This window comes from Pseudoxanthomonas sp. CF385, from assembly GCF_900104255.1.
Lineage (GTDB): Bacteria > Pseudomonadota > Gammaproteobacteria > Xanthomonadales > Xanthomonadaceae > Pseudoxanthomonas_A.
Window position 1 is genome coordinate 743,306 of the sequence record NZ_FNKZ01000002.1, and the last position, 25,124, is coordinate 768,429.

The 25,124-nt window shown below is 68.1% G+C and carries 21 protein-coding genes, 1 other RNA gene, 1 pseudogene and 1 riboswitch; of the genes and pseudogenes, 6 read left to right on the forward strand and 17 right to left on the reverse strand.

All coding sequences use genetic code 11. The features are described from left to right. Positions 1–82 precede the first annotated feature (82 nt). From BLT45_RS13730 to BLT45_RS13740, 3 genes are all read left to right on the forward strand, one after another. Positions 83–1,744 carry an Eco57I restriction-modification methylase domain-containing protein gene (locus tag BLT45_RS13730; protein WP_254771890.1) on the forward strand — a complete coding sequence of 554 codons (1,662 nt, stop codon included), beginning with the start codon at positions 83–85 and terminating at the stop codon, positions 1,742–1,744. Positions 1,745–1,760: 16 nt separating this feature from the next. Next, on the forward strand, positions 1,761–2,660 hold the full coding sequence (locus BLT45_RS13735) for a XamI family restriction endonuclease (protein WP_175455854.1): 900 nt from the start codon (positions 1,761–1,763) through the stop codon (positions 2,658–2,660). A gap of 398 nt (positions 2,661–3,058) precedes the next feature. Next, positions 3,059–4,069, forward strand: coding sequence for an SH3 domain-containing protein (locus BLT45_RS13740; RefSeq protein WP_139188023.1), 1,011 nt, complete (start codon positions 3,059–3,061; stop codon positions 4,067–4,069). A 413-nt stretch (positions 4,070–4,482) separates the two neighbouring features. On the opposite strand, the gene rnpB is transcribed toward BLT45_RS13740, so the two are convergent. The 4 genes from rnpB to rsmI form a co-directional block, all read right to left on the reverse strand. After that, an RNA gene (gene rnpB, locus BLT45_RS13745) (RNase P RNA component class A) lies at positions 4,483–4,846 on the reverse strand. A 147-nt stretch (positions 4,847–4,993) separates the two neighbouring features. Further along, positions 4,994–6,778, reverse strand: a complete 1,785-nt coding sequence (locus tag BLT45_RS13750; RefSeq protein WP_217629567.1) for a DUF885 domain-containing protein — start codon at positions 6,776–6,778, stop codon at positions 4,994–4,996. 101 nt (positions 6,779–6,879) lie between these two features. Next, complete coding sequence (locus tag BLT45_RS13755; protein ID WP_217629568.1) at positions 6,880–8,658, reverse strand: DUF885 domain-containing protein; 1,779 nt, start codon at positions 8,656–8,658, stop codon at positions 6,880–6,882. Between the two features lie 60 nt (positions 8,659–8,718). Further along, on the reverse strand, positions 8,719–9,540 hold the full coding sequence (rsmI, locus tag BLT45_RS13760) for a 16S rRNA (cytidine(1402)-2'-O)-methyltransferase (RefSeq protein WP_093301060.1): 822 nt from the start codon (positions 9,538–9,540) through the stop codon (positions 8,719–8,721). Positions 9,541–9,764: 224 nt separating this feature from the next. Here rsmI and BLT45_RS13765 point away from each other — a divergent pair. Both BLT45_RS13765 and BLT45_RS13770 read left to right on the forward strand, forming a co-directional pair. Next, positions 9,765–11,021: pseudogene (locus tag BLT45_RS13765) on the forward strand (penicillin-binding protein activator); the annotation flags it as partial. Next, on the forward strand, positions 11,011–11,388 hold the full coding sequence (locus BLT45_RS13770; RefSeq protein WP_093302100.1) for a YraN family protein: 378 nt from the start codon (positions 11,011–11,013) through the stop codon (positions 11,386–11,388). The pseudogene BLT45_RS13765 and the gene BLT45_RS13770, both read left to right, overlap by 11 nt. A gap of 4 nt (positions 11,389–11,392) precedes the next feature. On the opposite strand, the gene BLT45_RS13775 is transcribed toward BLT45_RS13770, so the two are convergent. Further along, on the reverse strand, positions 11,393–12,796 hold the full coding sequence (locus tag BLT45_RS13775) for an FAD/NAD(P)-binding protein (protein ID WP_254771891.1): 1,404 nt from the start codon (positions 12,794–12,796) through the stop codon (positions 11,393–11,395). A gap of 234 nt (positions 12,797–13,030) precedes the next feature. Here BLT45_RS13775 and BLT45_RS13780 point away from each other — a divergent pair, with 234 nt between their 5' ends. Beyond that, the gene (locus tag BLT45_RS13780) at positions 13,031–14,407 is read left to right on the forward strand and encodes an FAD-binding oxidoreductase (RefSeq protein ID WP_093301066.1); all 1,377 of its coding nucleotides are present in this window, start codon (positions 13,031–13,033) and stop codon (positions 14,405–14,407) included. Positions 14,408–14,422: 15 nt separating this feature from the next. Here BLT45_RS13780 and BLT45_RS13785 read toward each other — a convergent pair whose 3' ends face one another. The 12 genes from BLT45_RS13785 to BLT45_RS13840 all read right to left on the reverse strand — a co-directional run bounded on the left by BLT45_RS13785 (position 14,423) and on the right by BLT45_RS13840 (position 25,094). Beyond that, positions 14,423–16,003, reverse strand: coding sequence for a CocE/NonD family hydrolase (locus BLT45_RS13785; RefSeq protein WP_093301069.1), 1,581 nt, complete (start codon positions 16,001–16,003; stop codon positions 14,423–14,425). A gap of 143 nt (positions 16,004–16,146) precedes the next feature. Next, positions 16,147–17,103, reverse strand: a complete 957-nt coding sequence (thiL, locus tag BLT45_RS13790; protein ID WP_093301072.1) for a thiamine-phosphate kinase — start codon at positions 17,101–17,103, stop codon at positions 16,147–16,149. Positions 17,104–17,153: 50 nt separating this feature from the next. Further along, positions 17,154–17,621, reverse strand: coding sequence for a transcription antitermination factor NusB (nusB, locus tag BLT45_RS13795; protein WP_093301075.1), 468 nt, complete (start codon positions 17,619–17,621; stop codon positions 17,154–17,156). Between the two features lie 38 nt (positions 17,622–17,659). Further along, a complete protein-coding gene (gene ribH, locus BLT45_RS13800; protein ID WP_093301078.1) occupies positions 17,660–18,127 on the reverse strand; it encodes a 6,7-dimethyl-8-ribityllumazine synthase in 468 nt (155 codons plus the stop codon). Positions 18,128–18,190: 63 nt separating this feature from the next. Then, on the reverse strand, positions 18,191–19,285 hold the full coding sequence (ribB, locus tag BLT45_RS13805; protein ID WP_093301081.1) for a 3,4-dihydroxy-2-butanone-4-phosphate synthase: 1,095 nt from the start codon (positions 19,283–19,285) through the stop codon (positions 18,191–18,193). Then, the gene (locus tag BLT45_RS13810; protein WP_093301084.1) at positions 19,282–19,884 is read right to left on the reverse strand and encodes a riboflavin synthase; all 603 of its coding nucleotides are present in this window, start codon (positions 19,882–19,884) and stop codon (positions 19,282–19,284) included. Before BLT45_RS13810 ends, ribB begins: the two co-directional genes overlap by 4 nt. Positions 19,885–20,022: 138 nt before the next feature. Continuing rightward, a riboswitch (FMN riboswitch) is annotated at positions 20,023–20,191 on the reverse strand. Between the two features lie 82 nt (positions 20,192–20,273). Further along, on the reverse strand, positions 20,274–21,038 hold the full coding sequence (locus BLT45_RS13815; RefSeq protein WP_093301087.1) for a class I SAM-dependent methyltransferase: 765 nt from the start codon (positions 21,036–21,038) through the stop codon (positions 20,274–20,276). 8 nt (positions 21,039–21,046) lie between these two features. Beyond that, positions 21,047–22,144 carry a bifunctional diaminohydroxyphosphoribosylaminopyrimidine deaminase/5-amino-6-(5-phosphoribosylamino)uracil reductase RibD gene (ribD, locus tag BLT45_RS13820; RefSeq protein WP_093301090.1) on the reverse strand — a complete coding sequence of 366 codons (1,098 nt, stop codon included), beginning with the start codon at positions 22,142–22,144 and terminating at the stop codon, positions 21,047–21,049. Next, on the reverse strand, positions 22,141–22,653 hold the full coding sequence (locus BLT45_RS13825) for a GNAT family N-acetyltransferase (protein ID WP_093301093.1): 513 nt from the start codon (positions 22,651–22,653) through the stop codon (positions 22,141–22,143). Before BLT45_RS13825 ends, ribD begins: the two co-directional genes overlap by 4 nt. Before the next feature lie 3 nt (positions 22,654–22,656). Next, positions 22,657–23,193 (reverse strand): transcriptional regulator NrdR, encoded by a 537-nt coding sequence (gene nrdR / locus BLT45_RS13830; protein WP_056878001.1) that lies wholly within the window; start codon positions 23,191–23,193, stop codon positions 22,657–22,659. A gap of 9 nt (positions 23,194–23,202) precedes the next feature. Next, on the reverse strand, positions 23,203–24,456 hold the full coding sequence (glyA, locus tag BLT45_RS13835) for a serine hydroxymethyltransferase (protein WP_093301096.1): 1,254 nt from the start codon (positions 24,454–24,456) through the stop codon (positions 23,203–23,205). A gap of 128 nt (positions 24,457–24,584) precedes the next feature. Next, positions 24,585–25,094: an RcnB family protein gene (locus tag BLT45_RS13840; RefSeq protein WP_093301099.1), complete on the reverse strand. Its 510-nt coding sequence runs from the start codon at positions 25,092–25,094 to the stop codon at positions 24,585–24,587. Positions 25,095–25,124 lie beyond the last annotated feature (30 nt).

Genomic DNA, 25,124 nt, shown 5'->3' on the forward strand with positions numbered 1-25,124 from the left:
ATGAGACGCGTATGGTAAAAATGCGTTACCGGCCTGGCCTGTCCATTGTGGACACGCTGGGCCATTGCACGGATGAGAGGCCATGACAGGTGCCAAGAAAAAGCCTGCCGCTGCCCGCCGTGCCCCAGCCATGAGCAAGGGGCATCTGCAGGCGCCCCGGCTGATTAAGAACGAACGCGAATTGGTGGCGCTGTGTTTGGCGCTGCTGGGCCCACGCCCGAAGCTTTCGCCACCCGAGCGGGCGCTCGCCAACGGCGTGCGTCCCTTGGCCGAACGTGCCCTGGTCAAGCGAGCCCGGGACTACATTCGCAAAGGCGCAGACCCCCTCGGTGGGGTTTTCTTGCGCCTGCGCACCCCGGCGGTTCGCCGCGACATGGGGGCGGTCTACACCCCGGACCCCATCATCCAGTCCATGCTCAATTGGTCCGCCGACCAAGGCGTACCGGAGCGGGTGGTAGACCCTGGAGCGGGCTCGGGCCGCTATTTGCTGGCGGCAGCCGAGCGCTTCCCCAACGCCAAGTTGGTCGGAGTGGAGCTGGACCCCCTCGCCGCCCTCATGCTTCGGGCCAACATCGCGGCTCGCGGGCTGACGGCACGCGCCACGGTGGTGGTCGAGGACTTCCGTCTGGCGGAGCTGCCCTCGGTGAAGGGCAAGACCCTTTACCTGGGAAATCCGCCTTACGTGAGGCACCACGACATCGGCGACGACTGGAAGCAGTGGTTTGCCGTGTCCGCCAAGGCGTATGGGGTCAAGGCCAGCAAGCTGGCCGGCCTCCATATCCATTTCTTCCTTCGTGCCCTGCAGCTGGCGAAGCCTGGTGACGTGGGAACGTTCATCACGTCCGCCGAGTGGCTGGACGTGAACTACGGTGCCACGCTCCGGCGCCTGCTGGCCGAGCGCCTGGGTGGCGTGGCTGTCCATGTGCTGGACGCGCGCGCGCGCCCGTTCGAGGACGCTGCCACCACGGCCGCCATCACCTGTTTCCAGGTGGGGGGGCACTCCGACGGCCTTCGAGTCCGCTCGGTGGAAAGCCTGGAAGCACTCAACGGCTTGAGCAAGGGCGACGTGGTGCCGTGGGAGCGCGTCCAAAGCGCGGCCCGCTGGTCACCGCTTTTCCGGCCGGCTCGCCCCATTCCGCAAGGCTACGTGGAGCTGGGCGAACTGTGCCGGGTCCACCGCGGTCAGGTGACCGGCGGGAACAGCGTCTGGATTGCGGGTGAGCACGCCACCGCTCTCCCTGACAGTGTGCTGATGCCCACCATCACCAAGGCGCGCGACCTGCTTTCGGCCGGGGAGCAGCTAAACAGCCCGGAAGCGTTGCGCCGTGTCATCGACATTCCGGCAGACCTGGATGCGCTGAACGACGAAGACAAGCAATCCGTGGAACGCTTCTTGAAGTGGGCCAAGGCCCAGGGAGCGGACGGCTCCTACATCGCGCAGCATCGGCGTGCCTGGTGGGCGGTCGGCCTCAAGGCCCCTGCCCCCATCCTCTCCACCTACATGGCTCGCAGGGCTCCGGCCTTTGTCCGCAACCTGTGCGACGCCCGGCATATCAACGTAGCCCATGGGCTCTACCCCCGCCAAGAACTGCCGGAGGCAACGCTGGACACCTTGGCGGCCTGGTTGCGTTCGAATGTCGTCACCGACGATGGTCGGACCTACGCGGGTGGGCTGACCAAGTTTGAACCGAAGGAACTGGAGCGCGTCTTGGTGCCAAGCCTGGAAACGCTGGCCGGTCAGTGAGACGCGAGGAATGCGCGTGGACCAAGCATTGAGGGACTATCACAAGGACCAGGCGGCCCGCGCCCGTGAAATCTATATCCAGTCGCGTACGTCTTCCACAGACGTTGCCGACTGGAAAGCAGCCGTCCTAGATGCCAGGCGCTCCATCAAGCAAGCCCTTCGTGCTTCGAATTACTTAAGAGACGTCGGGGCCGCGGTCCTTGCTGACAGCGAGCACACGCGCGTATTCCGATACGCCCTGGCACCACCCCTGAGCAAAGACCAGTTCGCCCTCTGCTATCCGATCGCCAAGGGCGTCACCGGAAAGGCGAGGAAGCTGGCGGTGGCCAGCGCTTTTGCGCAGTCCATTCAAGACCGCAGGGACCAAGCCCTTACCCCTTGGCTGTTAGCTGGACGACTGCCTTCCCGGCAGGAGCTGAAGAAGTTTTTTTGGTCGATAGGCCCGCTGCTGGCCCAGCAACAATTCGCTACCGCTCAGCGCAACAGGCTGGCGAGGCTTCAAGAAAGCCAGGTAACGGCCATCCTCGACGCTAGCGGCTGGGTGAAACTGCAATCATCCCTTCTCGATGTAAAGGCCGCTCTTCCGCAACGGCACTACATGCACAAGACCCGCTTCGCCACCAACACGGCCACCCCTCAAGAAGTGGACGTAGCGCTGGGATTGCCTAACACGGTGGTGTTGGCAATGGAGTGTAAGGTTTCGAACGACGAGACCAATTCGGTCAAACGCATTAACGACGTGCTGAAGAAAGCGCACGCATGGAAAGACCACTGGGGTAGCTTCGTCAAAACCGCAGCTGTGCTCCAAGGTGTCATTGCCGCAAAAGACGTTATGCGACTGCTTGATGGCGGCGTCGAAGTCTTCTGGTCCCACGACCTACCTCGGTTTGAGCGCTGGCTCTCCGAGAACGCCTGAACCTTCTGCGTGCTGTGAGCTAAAAAGACATCGCCCCGGCCATCTTGACGGATGACCGGGGCGGCCTACTTTGAAGGGAAGGCCCCTGCGTATTAGGCATGCCGTGTATGGCCGCTTAAGCTGGAAAGCGGCACCTATAAGCCGCTCGCAACCCTATGTATGAAGACTACGAACTGAGCGCGAAGCAAGCCCACGCCGAGCGCCACAACCCCCGACGGCCATGAGTGCTTTTGTCGGAGCTGATGGCGAACTATGCTCTCGGATAGATGCCTCTTCCGAAGTGCGATACGGAATGACCACGGCACCGAAAATCAGTCTCGCCTTGACCTTGGCCTGAGGTGAATGACAGAGCAGTTCTATATGGTCAAGACGGCACTAAATTCGATAGAGATCGCAACATGGACCAAACTGAACTCAATCGTCTTCTGAATCAGATCGATCCTCTGCGTAGTGTGCGCGACATTCTGACTCAGAAGAACGGTATTGCCGCCTCATTGAATGAAGGTAAGCGGTTGCGTGACCTTGCAATGCCCACCCAAGCATTGCAACGCCTGGCCAAGGAGCAGCAAGAGCATTTCGCTTCACTGCTTCGTATCAACAACAGCTTTGCTGACCAGTTCAAACAGATGCAGGTGGTCGCCGATGCAATGCGGCCATCGCGCGTGCTAGGTGAAGCCTTCAACTCATACGCTAAGCGCGCAGCGTCAATGGCGCGCTTAGTAGAAGATATGCACGCGCCTTATGAATCAGTTCGCAAGGTATTGCTGCCTGACCACTTGCGAATAAGCGAGGTAGTTAAGCGCTTCTCGGCCAACACTGTTGCCGAGCAACTAGCGACCTATGTCCTCGATCAAGCCACAATCGACGAACTTTCGCCCGAAGGTCTCGACGAACAGCTGGTCGAGCTGAGCGCCGTTCTCGTGAATGTACGTGCTGCCGAGACCGAAGGCAGCGCCAGGCTAACTTGGGAGCAGTGGCTGGCGCTCGCGACTACGATCATGACCATCTTGATGTTCTGGTATCAATTGCGCGACTCAAAGGCGATGGAAGAGCGCCTTTCTAGAGCGATAACGACGGGCAACTCTCAGATCGAGACCCGTATCGAGACATATTCCCAAACGACGGAGGCAAAACTGGCTGAGCTCACTGCAGCCATCGAGGACCTGAAGCCGAGCAGCCATGCCCCCCCTTCCTCCCAGTACGCCGTCATAGTTGACGTATTACGAATTCGCAAGAAGCCAGAAGGCGAGGAGATCGCGCGCGCTTATGCAAATCAGATCGTCACGGTCACCGGGAAAAAAGGACGCTGGCTTCGAGTTAGATACTACGACTTCCAAGATGCGCGCCTTGTTGAGGGATGGTGTCGAGAGAACCAGCTTCAGCTAATCGAGCGCGTGGACACAAAGTAAGCAATTGTCTCTAAAGAGTGCACTCTGTCGAGGCTGAACAGCAGCCCGAAGGAGGGTCAGCGGAGCCCATGCGGAGGCCAGCCAAGACAATTCGTCGGCGCACACGTTGCTGGCGAGGCCAAAGTGGCTGGATACGCTCGCGGCGGAATCGAGCGTTTGCGCGGCGTGATGTCGGCAGCTTCCTACCCTGTAGCCCGCGCCGACAGGCTGCCGTGGGGCATACCCATGGTCGCTTCGACGGGTACGTTTCGGGTACGCCCTCCGTTCCCCCCCTCCCGTACCCATCCGAGTACCCGTCAAATCCGAGTACGATGCAGGACGCCGGAGGACGGCCAGTGACAAAGCGCCCAAGAAGAAGCCCGGACTTGCCGGGCTCTCGGGGACTCAGGGGACTTCCCGTGATCTGAATGAAGTGGCGGAGCCGGCCGGTAAGCCGGGTTCTGTCGTGGACAGTCATTCCTCTAGGCGCAACGTCACCGTTACGCTCAAGCAACCTACCCGGAGACACTGCGGGCCGCAGCATAGCCTCCCTATTTGGTCTTGCTCCCGGTGGGGTTTGCCGTGCCGGTCCGTTACCGGACTCGCGGTGCGCTCTTACCGCACCATTTCACCCTTGCCACGCATTCCGAAGAACCGTTCGGCGGTATCTTTCTGTTGCACTTTCCGTCGGCTCGCGCCGCCCAGGCGTTACCTGGCACCGTGCCCTGTGGAGCCCGGACTTTCCTCGGCATCCATCGTGACTAGCACGATCGATGACGCGACTGTCTGGCCGGCTCCGCCGACGCGCATTCTACGGCTTCGCCGTCGAATACCCCAATGTCCGCTGTGCACGTCCATACCCCATTCGCGCCAAAGGCGCGAATCGCCCCTGACTCAGGGGGCTGGCCCCGCGCCATGTAGCGCTTTGCGCGGCGCCCCGGTGATTCAAGCCATCAGCGCCGCTGCACCATCGAGGACGTCCATCGGAAGCGGCCCGGACGCCAGGATGAAATCGTTGTAGGCACGCGCGTCGAACCGCGACCCGAGGCGCTGCCGGGTCTTCTCGCGCGTCGCCAGAATCTGCTGCTTGCCGACCATGAAACTGCAGGCCTGCCCCGGGTAGACGCAATAGCGGTCGATTTCACGCTCGGCGGCGTCGCGGAGTTCGCCGGCGTGGGCCACCATCCAGTCGATGGCCTGCTGGCGGGTCCAGCGCGCGTGGTGGATGCCGGTATCGACGACAACACGGCAGGCACGGAACAGCTGCCCCTGCAGATAGCCGATGCGTCCGACGGGATCACCCTCGTAAGCACCGATTTCATCCGCCAGTTGTTCGGCATACAGGGCCCAGCCCTCGGTCCAGGCCGAGAAGCGCACCGACCGCCGGAACAGGGACAGTCCACCTGCATCGCGCAGGACGCTGTCCTGGAAATGGTGCCCGGGTATCCCTTCATGGTGCAGCAGGGTCGGGATACGCCACAGGGCGTTCTCCGCGACCGAGCGCAGGTTGAGGTAGATGATCGAAGGCTGGGCAGAATCGCTGCTGGCGCTGTAGAACGCGCCCGGCGCGCCGTCCTGGATCGCGGGCGAGACGCGCTGCACCTCGACCGGTCGATCCGGAATGACGTGGAAACCACGCGGCAGCAGGCCCTTGATCCGATCCAGGTGTGCGCTGGCGTAGTCGATGATCGCCTGGCGTCCCGCTTCCGTATCCGGCTTGAGGTAGCGCGGGTTGCGATCCAGAGCCGCCATGCGCTCACCCACCGATCCCGCCGTCAGGCCCTCGACACGCAGCAGACGATCGATCTCGGCCGACAGTTCCGCCACCCACGTCAGGCCGAGCTGGTGCAGCTCGCCTGGCGCGTAGCGGGCGGTGGTATTGGAACGCAGCGCCGAGGCGTAGTAAGCCTCGCCATCCGGCTTGGCCCAGATGCCTGCACGATCGTCGGCGCGGGATTGCAAGGCCGCGAGCGCGTTGCTCTGGCGTTGCAGGGCCGGAACGATCCGCCCGACGAAGATCGCCGAGGCGCGGCTGTCCAGATCGGCAATCCCGGCATCGCGCGCACGCGCGAGCGCCGACGTCGTCAGTGCATTGCCGGTCGGCGCGGAATCGCGCAAGGCCGCGAGCTGCTTCAGGGTCTTGGCCAGAATGAAATCGGGGGGGATGACACCCAGGCCTGCGTCGTGGCGGATCTGTTCGGTCTCCTGGTCCAGGGCCACGGCGAACTGGCCCAGCCTGTCCAGATAGCGGTCGGCATCCGCCGCATTCCTCATGGGGGAGCGTCCGCCGATATCCTCCGGCAGCCAGAAGTAGGCGCCGTTCATCTGGCTGACCACATAGGGGCTGGGGCGCAGGTTGATGTCGGAAAAGCCGTAGCGCCCGTACTGGTCCGCCATGGCCTCGTAGACGAAGCGGGCCGTGTCGTAGTCCAGGGCCGCGGCGGCCGAAAGTGCGGCACGGTCGATCCCCTTCAGTTCGTCCAGGCGCCGCGCCGTCGCCTGTCGATGACGCGCGCGTGCGGCCAGCGAATAGTCGGCCAGACGGTCCGGCCCGCCCTCCTCGGCCTTCAGGGACTGGGCATGGCGTTGCAGCAGCTCCGCCAAACGAACGTCCTCGGCGGGCGCATCGCCCGTCGTGCTGGAGACAGGCATCGAACCCGCCCTGCACACGGCCAGGGGCCACGTCACGCCGAGCGCAATGGCGCCGACCAGCAGTTCACGACGACGCATCAGGTGCACCTCCAACGTAAGGCGTCCCGAGCCTCCCATGCCGAGAGGCCGGAACGCAGAATGAGATCACGCAGTTTCCGAACAGTAAGCGCGCCCAAGTCCTACTGTGCCGCCTCGCTCGACATCAGCCAGCGGTCGATCTTGGCTTCCAGCACATCCAGCGGCAGGGCACCGGTGTCCAGTACCTGGTCGTGGAAACGCCGGATGTCGAAAGCCGGACCCAAGCGCTCGGTCGCGCGGCGGCGCAGTTCCTGCAGCTTCAGTTCGCCCACCTTGTAGGCACAGGCCTGGCCCGGATTGGTGATGTAGCGGTCGATCTCGACCGCCACATCGCGCGGGGCCATGGAGGTGTTGGCCAGCATGTAGTCGATCGCGCGTTGACGGTCCCACTGCTGGGCGTGGAGACCGGTGTCGACCACCAGGCGCACGGCGCGCAGCATTTCCATGTCCAGGTGGCCGAACCATTGGTAGGGGTCGGTGAACATGCCCAGTTCCTGGCCCAGGGATTCGGCATACAGGCCCCAGCCCTCGGTGTAGGCGGTGGCCGGCACCTGGCCGAAACGCAACAGCGCCGGCAGGCTCTCGTCCTCCTGTACCAGTGAGATCTGGTAGTGGTGGCCCGGCACGCCTTCGTGCAGTTCCAAGGTCTCCAGGGTCGGGATGGGACGCGTGTTCAACATGGCCATGTTGAAGTACAGGACGCCGGGCTCCGAAGCGTCCGGCGGACCGGCGCGGTAGTAGCCCGTGCCCCGCTGGTCCCCCAGCGCCGGCAGCGGACGCAGCTCGAATTCGGCACGCGGACGACGCGAGAACAGTTGCGGCATCCGCTCCCAGACCTTTTTTTCGATGCGTTCGAAGTGGTCGATCAGGTCTTTCGGCTCGGAATAGTAGAACTGCGGCCCGGTGCGCACGTGTTCGAAGAAGGCCGGCAGATCGCCGTCGAAGCCGGTCGTCTGGCGCGCCTGTTCCATCGCGGCGCGAATCCTGGCGACTTCGGCCACGCCGAGCTGGTGGATCTGCTGCGCGCTCATCCTGGTGGTGGTGTGCTGGACCAGCAGGGACGCATAGACCCGCTCACCGTCCTTCATCGCCCACAGGCCGACACCCTCGGTGGCGACCGGCAGATAGCGTTCGCGCAGGAACGTGCGCCAGCGCTCGTAGGCGGGCGTAGCGCGACCTTCGATGGCCTGGCGATACGCGGCCTCCAGGCGGGTGCGGTCTGCCGTTCCGATGGCGTCGGGGAAACGCGTGACCGGGGAGTAGAAGGGATTCTCCTCGACCGGCAGCTTGAGGAAGGCCTCGACCTGCCCCAGGACGTTGTTCACCACCACCTTGGGCTGGTGATAGCCCCGGGCCATCCCCTGCTCCAGGCGATCGACCGTACTGTCCATGTAGCCGGCGAAGCCCTCCAACTGGGCCAGCCCCCGCTCGTAGTCTTCCACCGTCTTGAAGCGGACGCCCGACAGGTAGTCGGGAAACTCGACGTGCAGGCCGAAGGAGGCGTTCAGCGGCACCAGGTTGCGGATCGCATGGATGCCGTTGTCGATGTCGCCGAGCGCCTGCTCGGCCTGGTAGCGGAACGCGTCGTAGGCAATCTGGTCCTTCTCGGCCAGGGAGGCGCGGTCTATGCCGGCCAGGCCCGACAGTTCGGCACGCTTGTTCGTCGCCAGCTGCCGGGCAAAGGCCTCGCTCTGGGGATCGACGAAAACAGCCCCGGTCGGCGGCAGGCCGCGCTCGGCGAGCCGCAGGGGATGGAGCGCGTCATCGGCCTTCTGGCTCTCTGCCACCAGCACGCCGAAACGCTCCCGGGCGTCCGGCGGGGTCCCCGCGATCGCGGCAGGCGATGCCGCCACGACGACCAGCATTGCGACGGCCGCCATGAGCCGTTCACGCATTCTCATCTTTATCCCCTTTCATGCGAGGCCAGCCAACACGGCTCACTATCGCGCGCCATACAACTCCTTTCTCGGCGCACCGGTGATCTCGGCCGCCAGCTTGGCGGCGAGGGAGGGCGGCAGGTGCTCGTTGAGCAGTGCGTAGACGCGACGGCCCTCCACCAACTGCGCCGTCTCGTCGTCGGCCGCGCCCTGCACCATCACGACGAACTCGCCTTTGCGTTGGTTGTCGTCGGCCTCGACGCGCCCCTGCAGGTCGGCCAGCGTGCCGTCGAGGACGGTTTCGAACAGCTTGGTCAGTTCGCGCGCCAGCACCGCCGGGCGGTCGTCGCCGAACGCGGCCCGCATGTCCGCCAGCGATTCGGCGATGCGGTGCGAGGACTCATAGAAGACCAGGGTGCGGGGTTCGCCCGCGAGCCGCTGCAGCTGCTCGCGCCGCGCGGAGGCCTTGGCCGGCAGGAAGCCTTCGAACGTGAACCGATCACTCGGTAGCCCGGCCACGCTGAGCGCGGCGATGGCGGCGCAGGCGCCCGGCAGCGGACTGACCTTGATCCCGGCCGCGCGCGCCGCGCGCACCAGGCGGAAACCGGGATCGCTGACCAGCGGCGTGCCCGCGTCGCTGACCAGCGCCAGCGATTCGCCGGCCGCCAACCGCTCCACCACGCGCTGCGCCAGCGCATCCTCGTTGTGTTCATGCAGCGCGACCAACGGCGTGGACACACCGAAATGGGCCAGCAGCTGACCGCTGCGCCGTGTGTCCTCGGCGCAGATGGCCGCGACGGAGCGCAGCACCTCCAGGGCACGCGGGGTCAGGTCGCCGAGATTGCCGATGGGGGTGGCGACGATGAACAGGGTTCCGGCGGGCATTCCAGTGAGGCTCCTTGGCTGAGGGTAGAATCGTAGCCGGTTCCCCTGCCTGAACACCGACGATGCCCATGGACCTGCAAGTTGCCCGCACGATTTCCACTCGCGTGCGCCTAGGACGGACCCTCGTCGCGGTGGCATTGGCCCTGGGCCTGGCCAGCTGCGCCACCACCTCCGGCACCGGCCCCGTCACCTCGAGCGCGCGCGTCTCGCCGGCGTTCGCCAACGCTGCCACGCTGGCGCGCCAGGACGGCGGGCTCAGCGGCCAGGCACGCAGCGACAATGCGCGCGAGATCGACCGCCTGCTCGGCACGCTCGACGACGCCACCCTCGCCCGCGATGCCGCATCGCTGCCCGCCGGCGACCCGCTGTACAACTTCGCCGGTCGCGCGCTGCAGCGTCGCGGCCTGCCGCTGCCGCGCCCGTTCGATCGTGGCGCGCAGTGGCATTTCGATGCCGGCAACCGGCCCGCCGCGGATGCGGATGGCTATCGCCCGCCGATGAAGCTGGCCGTGCTGCTGCCGCTCTCGGGCAACCTGGCCACGGCGGCCGCGCCGGTGCGCGACGGCCTGCTCGCCGGCTATTACGGCGAGCGTCGCCGTCGTCCGGACATCCAGTTCTACGACACCACCGGCACCGCCGCCGGTGCGACGGCGGCGTACGCGCGCGCCGCCGCGGAAGGCGCGGACTTCGTGGTCGGTCCGCTGGGTCGCGATGAAGTGAGCGCCCTGTTCCAGCAGCCCGATCTCGCCGTGCCGATGCTGGTGCTCAACCGCGGCACCGTGGCGCCGCCCGACGGCAAGGCCGGTTTCTCGCTCGCGCCGGAAGACGACGGCATCGCCGCCGCCGAGTACGTGCTGGCGCGCGAACGCAAGACCGTCCTGATCATCGAAGGCAGCGACGACAATGGCCGCCGCGCTTCGCAGGCCTTCCGTGAACGCTTCGCCGAACGCGGCGGCAAGGTCGCGCGCGTGATCAGCGTGCCGGAAACGCCGGGCGACCTGTCCTCTCCGCTCGCCGCCGCCGTGCAGGAAGGCGTGGATGCCGTGTTCCTGGCCGTGCGTGGCGGCACCGCGCGCAGCCTGACGCCGCAGCTGGCCCTCGCCGGGCTGGGCGGCAAGACCCGCGTGGGCACGTCGCAGCTGACGTCCGGCACCGGCAAGCCCGAAGACGATGCAGCGCTGGACGGCATCGTCTTCCCGACCGAAACCTGGACCTCGCGCGGCCTTGCCGCGCTGCCGGCCGCCAGTGTTGCCGGCGAGCGCGTGCCGACGGCGCGCGGTCCGGCGGCGCGCCTGTTCGCGTTCGGTTACGACGCCTGGTTGCTGACGGCCTACCTCGAAAAACTCGCGCTCGGCGCCAACACCGAACTCCGCGGCGCGACCGGTCGCCTGCAGCTCGACGGCTTCGGCAACGTCGTGCGCGCGCCGTCGTGGTCCATCTTCAGTGGCGGACAGGCGGTGCCCGTCGCCGATGGCGGCTGATCGCCGCACCGACGGACGCACGGCCGAAGCCGCGGCCCGCACCCTGCTGCTGAAGGCCGGCCTCACCGACATCGCCGCCAACGCGGCGTATCGCGGTGGCGAGATCGACCTGGTGATGCGCGATGGCACCGGCACCGTGGTGTTCGTCGAAGTCCGGTTCCGTCGCTCGCGCGCCTTCGGCGGTGGCGCCGCCTCGGTCGACGCCGGCAAGCGCCGCCGCATCGTGCACGCGGCGCAGCGCTTCCTGCAGGATCATCCTGCCTACGCCCACGCGCCGTGCCGCTTCGACGTCATCGACGCCGACGGCGATCCCGCGGCGCCGCGGCTGGACTGGATCCGCGACGCCTTCCGCGCCGACGACATCTGACGCCTTACAAGCCTGCGGAGAGCGCGAGTTCACGTGCGACTGCGCCTCGTCGCGTGACGCCCGCGTGCGCGGTTTCGCGCAGGCGCACGGCCAAGGCCGCCGCCGCCGCGCGCAGTTCGGGGACCGCCGTGATTTCCCACGATTGCCCGCGCAGCAGCGGCCCGAGGCAGAACAGCCCGCGCACGGTGTCACCGTTGCGATCGCGCACTTGCAGGTCGTCGCCTGCTTCCACGCCCAGCCCGTGCGGATCCGCCGCCAGCAGACCGGCCTCGTACAGGTGCGACACCAGCGGATGGGTGCTGCGCACGATGTCGGTGTCCAGGCCGGTGGCGCGGATGACGTAGTCGTACTGCTCGACATCGACGCGGTCCTGTCCGCGCCCCCGCAGCAGCACTTCCGCACCCTGGGCTCGCAGGCCGGCACGCAGCAGGCGCGCAGGTCGTACCTGCAGCTGGCCGCTGACCTGGAGCGAGGCGAGCGTCTCCGCCACGCGCGGTGCGATGCGATGGCGCGCGGCCTCCCAGTAGGCGCGGACATGGCGCAGGAAGCGTGCGCGTTCCGCGTGCGGCAGGCTGCGCCAGAACGGCTGCGTGTGCGGCCGCAACGCATCCACCGCCGCGCGCCAGTCCGGCGCCACGTGCACCACCGAGCGCACCGCCGACAGCAGCGTGCGCACACTGCGGCCACGCAACGCAAGCTGCACGCTGGGCGGGAGTTCGATCGCGGCGCCCGGCACTTCGGCATGCGCCTGCGGCAGCCGGCCATGACGGGAGATCGCAACGAGCGCGCCGCGATGGCCACGTGCGGCGAGCGTGGCCACCACATCGGCCATCGTCAGGCCCGTGCCGACGATGAGCACGCGCGCTTCGGCGGGGATGCGATCCAGCGCATCGTCCTGCCAGGGCCATCCGATGTAGCGCGCGCTGTGCGCCAGCCGCGGACCGATGCCCGCCAGCCGTTGCGGCGGCAGCGCGCCGACGGCGAGCACCACGCGATCGCTGGCGAAATAACCGCCGTCATCCAGATGCACGCGGAACCCTTCGCCGATGCGACTGACGGCGACGGCCTCTTGCCGTACCAGCGACAGATTCGTCGCCGTTTCGTTGGCTTCGCGCAGGCGCTCGGCCAGATAGTCGCCATACGCCAGGCGCGGCAGGAATTCCTCCTTTCCTCGCGCGCCCAGGCTCAACCAGCGCGCGAAGCCGGCCGCATCGTCCGGGTGCGCGCCGAGCTGGCCCGCGCGCACGTTCAGCAGGTGCTCCGGCCGCGCTTCGCCGTAGGCCACGCCGCGGGCGAACGTCTCGTCCACGCCGACGAGGCAGACGTCCGGTGCGCCCGGCTGCGATGAGGCGAGCAACGTCGCCAGGGTGCTGCCGCTGAAACCCGCTCCCACGATGGTGATGCGCATGAGGTGTCTCCGGTCGATTGGGCCGGGCGATTTCTAACAGGCGATTTCTCGGGGGATGTAAGGAATCGGTTATCGCATCGACGTGGCATCGAGCCGTGCGCCGATGCGCCACGCGCAGACGTTGATTTACCGGGCCTGACGCCCTGCCCGTCACCGTCATGGCCATCCGCCATCAGTACATGCCGCCGTCGCATCAAGGCAGGACGCCACGCGGCGAATCCGTAGAATGCACGCATGGATGCAACGCTGCCCCCTGACCTGCACGCTGCGATGTCGGCCCGCCTCGGCGATGGCTGGCTGACCGGCGAGGCGTGCCGCCCGTTCGGTGGCGACGATTCGCGTCGCTGGGCGATGCCCTCGGCCGTCGCATTGCCCAGCACGCAGGACGATGTCGTCGCGCTCGTACGGGCGTGTCGCGAGCATCGGATGCCGATCGTCGCGCGGGGTGCGGGGACGGGCACGACGGGTGCTGCCGTGCCCACGCAGGGCGGCGTGGTGGTGTCGTTTGCGCGGATGAACCGCATCCTCGAGGTCCGCGCGGCGGACCGGTGCGTGGTGGTGGAGCCGGGCGTCCTCAATGGCGAGCTGCAGCAGGCGTTGATGCCGCACGGCCTCTTCTGGCCACCGGACCCCTCCAGCGCCGACCTCTGCAGCATCGGCGGCAATCTTGCCACCAACGCCGGGGGCCCGCGCGCCGTGAAGTACGGCACCGCGCGCGACAACGTGCTGGGCCTGGTCGCGGTCACCGGTACCGGCGACCTGATCCGATGCGGCGGCGCCTACACCAAGGACGCCACCGGCTACGACCTGACCCACCTCATCGTCGGCAGCGAGGGCACGCTGGCGCTGGTCGTCGAAGCGACCCTGAAGCTGTCGCCGCGCCCACGCGCACAAGCGGGCCTGCGCGTGCTCTACCGCGATGCCGCGACGGCCGCCAGTGCGGTCTCGCGGATCATGGCGCGACCGGCCACGCCGACGATGCTGGAGTTCATGGACCGCAGCGCCATCACGCTGATCCGGCGCAACGGCAGCGACGTTCCCGACGCCGGCGCGATGCTGCTGGTCGAGGCCGATGGCGACGACGACACCCTGCCCTATGCCCTGCAGGCGCTGGCCGAGGCCGCGGAGGGCGAAGGCATGATCGCGCTCGACGTCGCCGCCGACGGCAGTGCGCGCGACCGGCTGTGGTCGGCGCGTCGCGCGTTGTCGCCGGCGCTGCGCACCATCAAGCCGGGCAAGATCAACGAAGACGTGGTGGTGCCGGTGTCGCGCATTCCCGACCTGGTTGCGGCGATGGAGGCGCTTTCCGCCGAGGCATCGCTGCCGATCGTGGTGTTCGGCCACGCCGGCAACGGCAACCTGCACGTCAACATCATGTACGACGACGGCGATGCCGCTGAAACCGCGCGCGCGCACGCCGCCTTGCCGCGCGTCTTCGCCGAGGTGCTTGCCCTGGGCGGCACGCTGTCGGGCGAACACGGCATCGGCCTGAGCAAGCGCGACTTCATGGCCGATGCGTTCTCGCCGGCCACGCTGGCGACGATGCGCGCCATCAAGGCGGCCCTCGACCCGGACGGCATCCTCAATCCGGGCAAGGTGCTGCCGCCCTGACGGCGCGGGGCGAGGTCAGCGCAGCGGCACGCGCAGCCGCGACGGCGCAGCGGCCGGCGACGAGAAAGTCACCGTACCGCCCAGCCCACTGGCTTCCGTGTAACGAGGGTCGTGCGTGTCGATCACCAGCACCAGGCGATGGCCGGCCGGCACGCGCGCCGCGTTGGCTTCCAGCGTCATGTCGAGGGTGCGCGCCTGTCCGGCCACGGCGCCGCGCAGGCTGTAGGGCTTGTGCGTGATCAGCGTGCCGGTGCCCCACGCATCCATGCTGTAGAGATAGGCGAACAGGGTGACGTTGCGCTGGCTGGGCGTGACGGTCACACGCAACGTCGGCGATCCGGCCAGCGTACGCTCGCTCGCCATCGTCGGGCCTACCCACACGCCTGCACCTGCGCGGTTCACCAGCGGCACCGATGCCGTCGTCGGCGCGCCCAGGCCTTGCAGCAGACCACTGAGCAGGACCACACCGGAATCGGCGACCGTCGGAATGCCGGTGGCGATGCGATGGCTCCACCCCGTCGACGTGCCGCCGACCAGCGCGCCTGTGGGCGCGAGCCATCCGCTGGGGGCGGCCAGACCGTATTCGGTGGGCGCCGCCTGCACCGCATTCCAGTCCGCGTACGACAGCCAGCGCCCCTCCCGCGTGGACAACCGTACCGGCGCTTCACCGTCCACGCCGTTGAGCCGACCCTTCAGGTGGCGGTCGAACCAGCGCGTCGCCGCGTCGTACACCTGATTGGGCAGGCCCAGTGCACCGGGCAGCTCCGCGGTGGCGTGGTCGCCCTGGCTGAAGACCAACTGCTTCGGCACGCGCAAGCGGTTATAGAAGTCCACGTACTGGTTGGGCGGGAACAGGCCGTCGTTGAACGCATTGGCCAGCAGTACCGCCGTGCCCTGCCGGTTGAGCGCATCCACTTCATGCACCACGCCGCGCGGGCGCGCCTGCGGCAGGAAGCCCTGTACCGCGCCGTCGAAGTCGCCAAGCACGGCATGCGCCGTGATGCGCGCGAGGTCCGGCCCCGGTCGGCCGGTCGCCACGCCCGCCGCGACCAGCAGGGTGACACCCTGCTCGCTGACGGTCTGGTGCGCGTAGAGCGACGTTTCCAGGTCCGCCCAGCCGCTCAGCGCCGCCACCGCACGGATGCGGGGATCGCGCGCCGCGGCCAGCAGACTGGTGCCTGCGCCGTAGGAGATGCCGGACGCACCGATCGCGTTCGGATTCGCCGGCGTGTGCGCCAGCGCCCAGTCGATGACGGCGCTGACATCCTCGACCGTCGCCGGTCCGGCGATATCGATCTGGCCTGCCGAATCCCAGAAGCCGCGCGAGGTGTAGCTGACAACGACATAGCCGTTCGACGCGAGCTGGCTGGCGCGGCCGACGTATTCCAGGTTGGGCAGCGCCCAGCTGGCCGGCATGACGATCAGCGGGAACGGGCCGTTGCCCTGTCCCTGCGGCACCAGCACCAGCGCGCCGAGCTCGGTGCCGTCCCAACTGCGGATGCGTTCGTAGGTCTTGCTGTAACCGGCGGCCAGGGCCGTCGAAGAGAACACGAGCAACACGACGGCCAGCAGGCCGCGCCAGACGGATCGGTTCATGCAGAGGTTCCTCACAGGCGAAGGCCGGGCCGGGGGGCCTGGCGGGAGAGCGATGCGATGGAACCCGTCGGGGGGAACGAGCGGACCGACCATACCATCAGGTATGGGGGCGGCCACGCTGCGGTGCAGCGCGGCGTGGAGGCTCACTCGAAGTGGTCGTAACCCGTGCGTGGCGGCTGCCAGGCCGTACCGGCGGCATCGACGGCGACCACGGCGGTGCCCGCGGTGATGCGGCCGATGCGGGTGATGCGCAGATCCAGCCGGGAAGCGAGCGACGCGATGCGTTCGCGGTGCGATGCGTCGGCCGTGAAACAGAGCTCGTAATCGTCGCCGCCAGCGGCCTGCAGCGCGGCGCGCGCAACGTCGTCGAACGCGTCGCGCAGTGCCTCCGACGCAGGTAAGGACGGGATTTCGATCCGTGCGCCCACGTCGCTGCGGGCGCAGATATGGCCAAGATCGGCGAGCAGACCGTCGGACACATCGACGCAGGCGCTTGCCAGCGCTGCCAGCGCTGCCAGCGCTCGCCCCGCATGCACGCGCGGCGTGGGGCGATCAAGGCGACGGCGCAGCGGATGCGCAGGTTCACGCTCCAGCAATACGAGCGCACCGGCGGCATCGCCCAGCGTGCCGGTCACCCAGACATCGTCCCCTACCTGCGCGCCATCACGACGCAGCGCGCTGCCGGCATCCACGAAGCCCATGGCCGTCACCGACAGCGACAAGGGACCTCGTGTCGTATCACCGCCTACCAGCGCGATGCCGTGTTCGCCGGCCAGCGCGAGGAAGCCGTCGAGGAACGCGTCGATCCATGTCGCATCGGACTGTGGCAACGACAGCGACAGCGTGCACCAGGCAGGTTCGGCGCCCATCGCCGCGAGGTCGGACAGGTTCACCGCCAGCGCCTTCCAGCCTATATCGGCGGGCGCGGTAACGCGCGGGAAATGCACGCCCTCGTTGAGCGTGTCGGCGGTGACGACCAGGTGCCGGCCCGGAGGCGGCGCCAGCAAGGCGGCGTCATCGCCGATGCCGAGCACGATGTCGTCGCGCGTCCCCACGCGGGCGCGGATACGGGCGATCAGGTCGAATTCGCCGGCGCCCATGGCGTCAGGCCGGCAGGCGGATCACGTCGCGCGCACCGCCGCCCATCGGGTCAGCGCCGCGCCTGCGCCTCGGCCGGGCGCCAGTCGACGGCGGCATGGTCGAGTACGCCGTTGACGTAGGTGTGGCCGTGTTCGGCACCGAAGCGCTTGGTGGTCTCGATGGCCTCGTTGATGACCACGCGGTACGGCACGTCCAGGCGATGGATCAGCTCGTATGCGGCGATGCGCAGCACGGCGCGCTCGATCGGGTCGACTTCTTCGACGGCACGGTCGAGGAAAGGCAGCAGCGCTTCGTCCAGCGAGGCGCGATGCCGCACCACGCCGCGCACCAGGTCCTCGAAGTACTCGAGGTCGGCGATCTCGTGGGCCTGCTCGTGCGCGAACTGCGCGATCACCTGCCCCACTTCGCCGCCGGACATCTGCCACGCGTACACGGCCTGCAAAGCGCGGCGACGCGCGCGCGCGCGGGTGACCGGATCGACGCCGTCCTTGCGGTGGGAATGGGGATGTCGGCTCACGGTGGCTCCTGTGCTGCGTGTTCGTTGCGTACGGATGATCAGGCCAGCTGCGACAGCAGGTGCGCCATCTCGATGGCGGCCAGCGCGGCCTCTTCGCCCTTGTTGCCGTGGCTGCCCCCTGCGCGGGCCTCGGCGTCCTCGATGCGTTCCACCGCCAGCACGCCGTTCAACACCGGCACGCCGGTGTCCAGTTGGACGCGCATCAGGCCTTCCGCGCAGCGGTCGGCGACATGTTCGTAGTGGCGGGTATCGCCGCGGATCACGCAGCCCAGCGCGACGATGGCGGCGTGGCGGTTGCCGGCCGCCAGGCGAGCCGCGGCCACCGGAATTTCCCAGGCACCGGGCACGCGCACCACGTCGACGGCGTCCTCACTCACGCCATTGCCGGCCAGGCTCTGGCGCGCACCGGCCACCAGCACATCGGTGATGCGCGGGTTCCAGCGGCTGGCGATGATCGCGAAGCGGGCGCCTTCGGGCGCGCGCAGATCGCCTTCGTAGTGGGACATGGTGGGTTCCTTGGGGGTGGGAAAGTCTACCAGCCGGGGCGGCCCGGAGGCCGCCCGGCGCGGTCAGGGCTGCACGTACTCGACCACGTCGAGGCCGAAGCCGGCCAGACCGACCTGTCGGCGCGGCGTGCCCAGCACGCGCAGCCGGCCCAGGCCGAGGTCGGCCAGGATCTGCGCACCGGCGCCGTTGCGCCGCCACTGGCCGACGTCCTTGGCGTTGGCGCGCACCTCGGGTTGCTTGCGCAGCCGGGCCAGCAGGGCCTCGGCGTTACGAGGCTCGGACAGCACCACGATCACGCCCTGCCCTTCGGCCGCGATCGCGCGCAGCGCATCGGTAGCGTGGACGCCGAAATCGTCGCGCCGCCAGTGCAACAGGTCGCTCAGCGGGTTCTCCACCTGCACGCGCACCAGCGTGGGCGTGGCCTTGTCCGGCGTGCCGCGCACGAGGGCGAAGTGCAGATCGTGGGCGATGCGGTCGCGATAGGTCACCAACCGGAACGGTCCGAACTCGGTCTCGATGTCGCGCTCGTCGATGCGCTCGACGGTGTGCTCGGTGGCCAGGCGATAGGCGATCAGGTCGGCGATCGAGCCCATCTTCAGCCCGTGCTCGCGCGCGAACACTTCCAACTGCGGGCGGCGCGCCATGGTGCCGTCGGGGTTCAGCACCTCGACCAGCACGCCGGCCGGCTCCAGGCCGGCGAGCAGCGGCAGGTCGCTGGCCGCTTCGGTATGGCCGGCGCGGGTGAGCACGCCGCCGGGCTGGGCGATCAGCGGAAAGATGTGGCCGGGCTGGCTGAGGTCGCTCGGCTTCGCATCCGGCCGCACCGCAGTGCGCACCGTGTGCGCACGGTCGTAGGCGGAAATGCCGGTGGTGACGCCCTCGGCCGCCTCGATGCTGACGGTGAAGTTGGTGTGGAACTGCGCCGTGTTCGTCTGCACCATCGGCGCCAGGCCGAGCTGCGCGCAGCGCTCGCGCGTCAGCGACAGGCAGACCAGGCCGCGCGCATGGGTGACCATGAAGTTGATGTCCGACGGCTTGACCAGCTCGGCGGCCATGATGAGGTCGCCTTCGTTCTCGCGGTCCTCGTCGTCGACGATGACGACCATGCGGCCGTTGCGGATCTCTTCCAGCAGTTCGGGAACGGGGGTGAAATTCATGCGCCGCTCCTTTCGCCCAGCAGGCGCTCGACATAGCGCGCGACCAGGTCGATCTCCAGGTTCACGGCATCGCCCACCACGTTCTGTGAGAAGGCGGTGTGCGAGACGGTGTGCGGAATCAGCGCGACTTCGAAGCCTTCGCCATCCACCTCGTTCACCGTCAGGCTGACGCCGTCCACGCAGATCGAGCCCTTCTTCGCGATGTACTTCAGCAGCGGCGCCGGCGCGGCGAAACGCCAGCGCTGTGCGCGCGCATCCTCGTGGACCGACAGCACGCGGCCGACGCCGTCGACATGACCGCTGACCAGATGGCCGCCGAGGCGATCGGTCGGGCGCATCGCCCGCTCCAGGTTCACCAGCGCGCCCGCGGCCAGGCCACCGAGCGTCGTCAACGCGAGGGTTTCGGTGGACGCATCGGCCTGGAAGCTCGACCCGTCGAACGCGATCACGGTCAGGCACACGCCGTTCACCGCGATGCTCTCGCCGAGCTGGACGGCCTCGAACGGCAGCGTGCCGACGGCGACAGTCAGGCGGACGTCGCCGCCCGCGGGTTCCAGCGCGGCGATGCGGCCGACGCCCTCGATGATGCCGGTGAACATCAGCAGGCCTCCTGGCGGAGGACGGGGAAAGCACGGGGAGTCATGGAAGGCATGGAACGTCTCTCGCGAAAGCAAAGCGGAGACGCCTCCGGGCGCGAAGGCAGCCGCACGACGCCGCGCTTCCGCGCGGTTCGGCGATGCCGTCTTCTTTCATCCGGACTATGACCGTCGGCTCCGGCATCTGACCGGATCTGCTGACCCTTCGGCGACACGTGCGAGGGACGCGCATGCTGCCCAAGGCGCTCGCGGGCTCGTCGCTGGGCGACCTACCGCCGGTGGGGAATCGCACCCCGCCCTGAAGACGTCGTTGGTGGTGCCGGCGAACCGGCCCGCGCATTCTACACCGCGCCCCTTCCGCCGGCCGGCGAACGGAGTGTTCCGCCCGGACTTCAGCCCGCCGGTTTGCGGCGCAGGTGCAGGATCAGCGGCCAGCGCATCGTGCGCAGCCGTTGCGGATCGCCCCAGGCCTCGGCCAGCGCCGGGGTGTGGGCGTAGACCGGGTCTTCGCCGGTGGCCGCCCGGTAACTGCCAGTAGCGGACAGGCTGCCGAAGTAGCCCAGCAGCGTGGGCAGGTTCCATTCGGCGGTGAGCCACAGGCGCGGCGTCGGCAGGGCCTCGAAGGGCCAGACGTAGTCGCCGTAGCCCATGTCCACGTCGGCGCGCTCCGGCGGCCAGTACGGGTCGATGTCGTCGCGGACCTTCTCGGCCACCTCGGCCAGGTCGTCCTCGAAGATGATGTCCTGGTAGGTCCAGGCCGCCAGTACGCCACCGGGCCGCAGGACGCGTTCGCAGGTGGCGAAGAAGCGATAGCGGTCGAACCAGTGCAGCGCCTGCGCCACCGCGACCAGATCCACGCTGGCGTCCGGCAGCGCGGTCGATTCCGCCGGCTCGACGGCCAGGCTGACGTTGCCGCCGGTCTGGCCTTGAGCCCAGTGGCGCTCGATCTGCGCCGCACTGGGATCGGTGGCGTGCACATGGGCGAAGCGCGCGGCCAGACCTCGCGTGGCCTGTCCGCTGCCGGCGCCCGGTTCCCACACGTTCGCACTGGCGCGCACCGCGTCGGCGATCACGTCGTACAACGCATCGGGATACGTGGGGCGGGAGGCGACGTAGACGTCGGCGACCCCGGAAAAATGGTCCTTGAAGGCCACCATGGCGAGCGTCAGCGGGCAGGTTGCAGCAGGAGGCGGTGATCTTCGCCAATCGTGCGGCTGTCCACAATCTCCAGTTTCAGCCGCTCGGCCATGGCCTGGATGCCCAGGCCGCCGAACAGCGGTCGCGCCTGGTCGCCCAGCAGCACCGGCGCGACATACAGCAGCACCTCGTCGGCCAAGCCGGCCGCGAGGAATGCGCCGGCCAGCGTGGCGCCGGCCTCCACGTGGAGCTCGTTCACCCCGCGCTGCGCCAGCAATTCGAGCACGGCTTTCAGGTCGAAATTGCTGCCCGTCGCCGGCGCCACCACGCGCTGCACGTCGGTTTCGCGCGGTGGCTTGGCATCGGCGGTATGCACGTAAAGGGTCGGCGCATCGCCCTGGCGGACATTGCCGCGGGCCACGGTCGCCAGCCCGGGATCCAGGACCACGCGCAACGGCGGCTCGAAGGCGGTGTCATCGCCGAAGCGCACCGTCAACGACGGATCGTCCGCCAGCACGGTGCCGGCCCCGGTCAGGATCGCCCCGGCGCGCGCGCGCCAGCGCATCACGTCGCGGCGCGAGGCCTCGCCGCTGATCCACTTGGAATCGCCATTGGCCATCGCGGTGCGACCGTCCAGGCTGGTGGCCAGCTTGATCCGCACCCACGGGCGCGCGCGCTCGATGCGGGACAGGAATCCACGGTTGAGGCGACGCGCCTGGGCTTCCATCAGCCCCGACTGCACGGCGATGCCCGCCGCACGCAGCCGGTCGAAACCGGCGCCGTCGACCTGCGGGAACGGGTCGCGCATCGCGGCCACGACGCGGCCGACGCCGGCGGCGATGAGCGCATCGGCGCACGGCCCGGTCCGCCCGGTGTGCGCGCAGGGTTCCAGCGTGACATAGGCGATCGCGCCCCGCGCCCGTTCGCCGGCCGCCTGCAGCGCGAAGACTTCCGCATGCGCTTCGCCCGCCTTGCGATGCCACCCCTCGCCGACGATCTCCGTGCCCTGCGCGATCACGCAGCCCACCATCGGGTTCGGACGCGTCGTGTAGGCGCCGCGCTCGGCCAGGCGCAGCGCGCGCGCCATGCACTGGTGGTCGAAGGCGGTGAAGGTCGTCTCGGTCATGCGTCATCCACGCGGTGCGGCGGGGCGCCAGTATGCGCCACGCGCTCGGCGGGCACGATCGACATGATCACCACCGGCGTGCCGTGCAACGTCGTGCGCTCCTCGACGCGCCAGCCGAGCCCCGCGTAAAAGTCCTCGTGCCACAGCGTGAACAACCGCAACACCGCAACGCCTTCGTCGGCCGCATGCGCGACGGCCGCATCGACCAGCACGCGTCCACCGCCGCGACCGCGCGCGTCGGGGCGCATGAACAGACTGCCCAGCCACGGACTGCCGCGGTCCTGCAGCGCAGGCGCGTCCTCGATCAGCAGGCTGACCGATCCCAGCAGGTCCTCGCCGTCCATCAGCAGCAGCGTGGTGGGCAGCGACGTGCGCGTAGCGTGATCGGCCAGCTCGGCCGTCGCCGCTTCCAGCGTCCAGTCGTCGTAGAGCGGGCCCCACTCGGCGTGGTGCCAGGCGGCGAGGTCCGGAATGTACTGCGGGTGCCGGCCGATCGCGTCGATGCGCACGGCTCAGCGCTTCTTGTTCTTGTCCGCGTGCTTGTCGAACGGGACGACGTCACCACCCAGCAGCGACAGCTGCCCGGCGCCGGCAGGCAGGTCGCGCTCCAGCTTCTCGATTTCCTCGCGGAAATCGGCGACATCCTCGAAGCTGCGATAGACCGAGGCGAAGCGCACGTAGCCCACATGGTCAAGCTTGCGCAGCTCGTTCATCACGAACTCGCCGATCTTGCGCGAAGCGATTTCGCGCTCGCCGCTCATGCGGATGCTGTGCACCACGGCGCGCACGGCCGCTTCGATCTGCTCTTCCGATACCGGCCGCTTCTGCAGCGCACGATCGAAACCGGCGCGCAGCTTGCGCGCATCGAACGCGTCGCGACGGCCATCGCCCTTGATGACCGCCGGCAGCTTGATCTCGATGTTCTCCAGCGTCGAGAACCGCTCCCCGCACGCCTCGCATTCGCGACGGCGCCGGATCGTGGCGCCGTCCTCGGACACGCGCGAATCGATCACGCGGGTGTCGGTGTGCTGGCAGAAGGGGCAGTGCATCGTCGTCGGTCAGCCGTAGACCGGGTACTTCCGGCACTGCGCGGTGACGTTGTCGCGCACCTTGGCCAGCACCGCTTCGTCGCCCGGGGCGTCGAGCACGTCGCAGATCCAGTTGGCCAGGTCGATGCAGTCCTGCTCGCCATAGCCGCGCGTGGTCACCGCCGGCGTGCCGATGCGCAGGCCCGAGGTCACGAAGGGCTTGCGCGGGTCGTTCGGCACCGAGTTCTTGTTGACGGTGATGTGCGCCTTGCCCAGCGCTTCTTCCGCGTCCTTGCCGCTGACGTCCTTGCCGATCATGTCGACCAGCATCAGGTGGTTCTCGGTGCCGCCGGAAACGATCTTGTAGCCGCGCGCGATGATCGTCTTCGCCATCGCCTGCGCGTTCTTCACCACCTGCGCCTGGTAGGCCTTGAATTCCGGCTCCAGCGCTTCCTTGAAGGCGACGGCCTTGGCCGCGATGACGTGCATCAGCGGGCCGCCCTGGATGCCCGGGAAGACGATGCTCTGCAGCTTCTTCTCGATCTCTTCGCCCGCGCCCTTGGCCACGATGATGCCGCCGCGCGGGCCGCGCAGCGTCTTGTGGGTGGTCGAGGTGACCACGTGGGCGTGCGGCAGCGGGTTCGGGTAGACGCCGGCGGCAACGAGGCCGGCCACGTGCGCCATGTCGACGAACAGGTAGGCACCGACCTTGTCGGCGATGGCGCGGAAGCGCGCCCAGTCCACCACCTGCGAGTAGGCGGAGAAGCCGGCCACGACCATCTTCGGCTTGTGCTCCAGCGCCAGCTTCTCGACTTCGTCGTAGTCGATGAGGCCCTTGTCGTTCACGCCGTACTGGACGGCGTTGAAGATCTTGCCGGACGCGTTGACCTTGGCGCCGTGGGTCAGGTGGCCGCCGTGGGCCAGGCTCATGCCCAGGATGGTGTCGCCGGGGTTCAGCAGGGCGAAGTAGACGGCCTGGTTGGCCTGCGAGCCGGAGTGCGGCTGCACGTTGGCGTAGTCGGCGCCGAACAGCTGCTTGACGCGGTCGATCGCCAGTTGCTCGGCGATGTCCACGTATTCGCAACCGCCGTAGTAGCGCTTGTGCGGATAACCCTCGGCGTACTTGTTGGTCAGCACGCTGCCCTGGGCCTCCAGGACGCGGGGGCTGGCGTAGTTCTCGCTGGCGATCAGCTCGACGTGATCCTCCTGCCGGCGCGCCTCGTGGGCGATGGCCTGGGCCAGTTCGGGATCGTAGGTTTCGATGCGGGCGTCGCGCGGGAACATCGGGTCTCCGGGGCAAGGGCGGGCGGGGTTTCCGATTGTAGCCCGCCAGGGGGCCAGCCACGACCCGCCCCCCGGAAAAGGAAAAGCGCGCCGGAGCGCGCTTTTCCCGTGTCCCGAGGGGGTCCGGATCAATGGTGCAGCAGCAGGTCCGCGATGATGCCGGTGGCGATGGCCACCATCAGCATGTTGCCGCGGTCGTCCCGCACCCAGTGGTAGCCGCGGGGCGGACGGCGCAGATCGTAGTAATCGTAGTCGTTCACCACGTAGACCGGGCCGCGGTAGTAGTCGCGGTAGCGCTGGCCCTTGGCCCAACGGTGCGGCGGAGGGGCCGGACGGTAGACCACGCGCGGCGGCGCGTAGTAGCGGCGGTCGTCGTAGCGACGGTCGTCGTAGCGACGGTCGTAGCGGTCGTCGTAACGGCGGCCCTCGCGATAACCGGCGCGGTAGGCATGGCGCTGGTCGCGGCGGTCGTCGCGGCGATCATGGCGATCGTCCCGGCGGTCATCGCGCCAGTCGCGGTCGTAGTGCTGGCGGCCACGGTCACGGCCGCGGTCGTCATCGCGCGCCAGCGCCGGGGCGGTGGTGGCGATCGCCAGCACGGCGATGGCCAGGCCCTGGAAGAATCGACGGCTGTTCATGGCAACTCCGTTGTTAGGGGTACGTGAGGC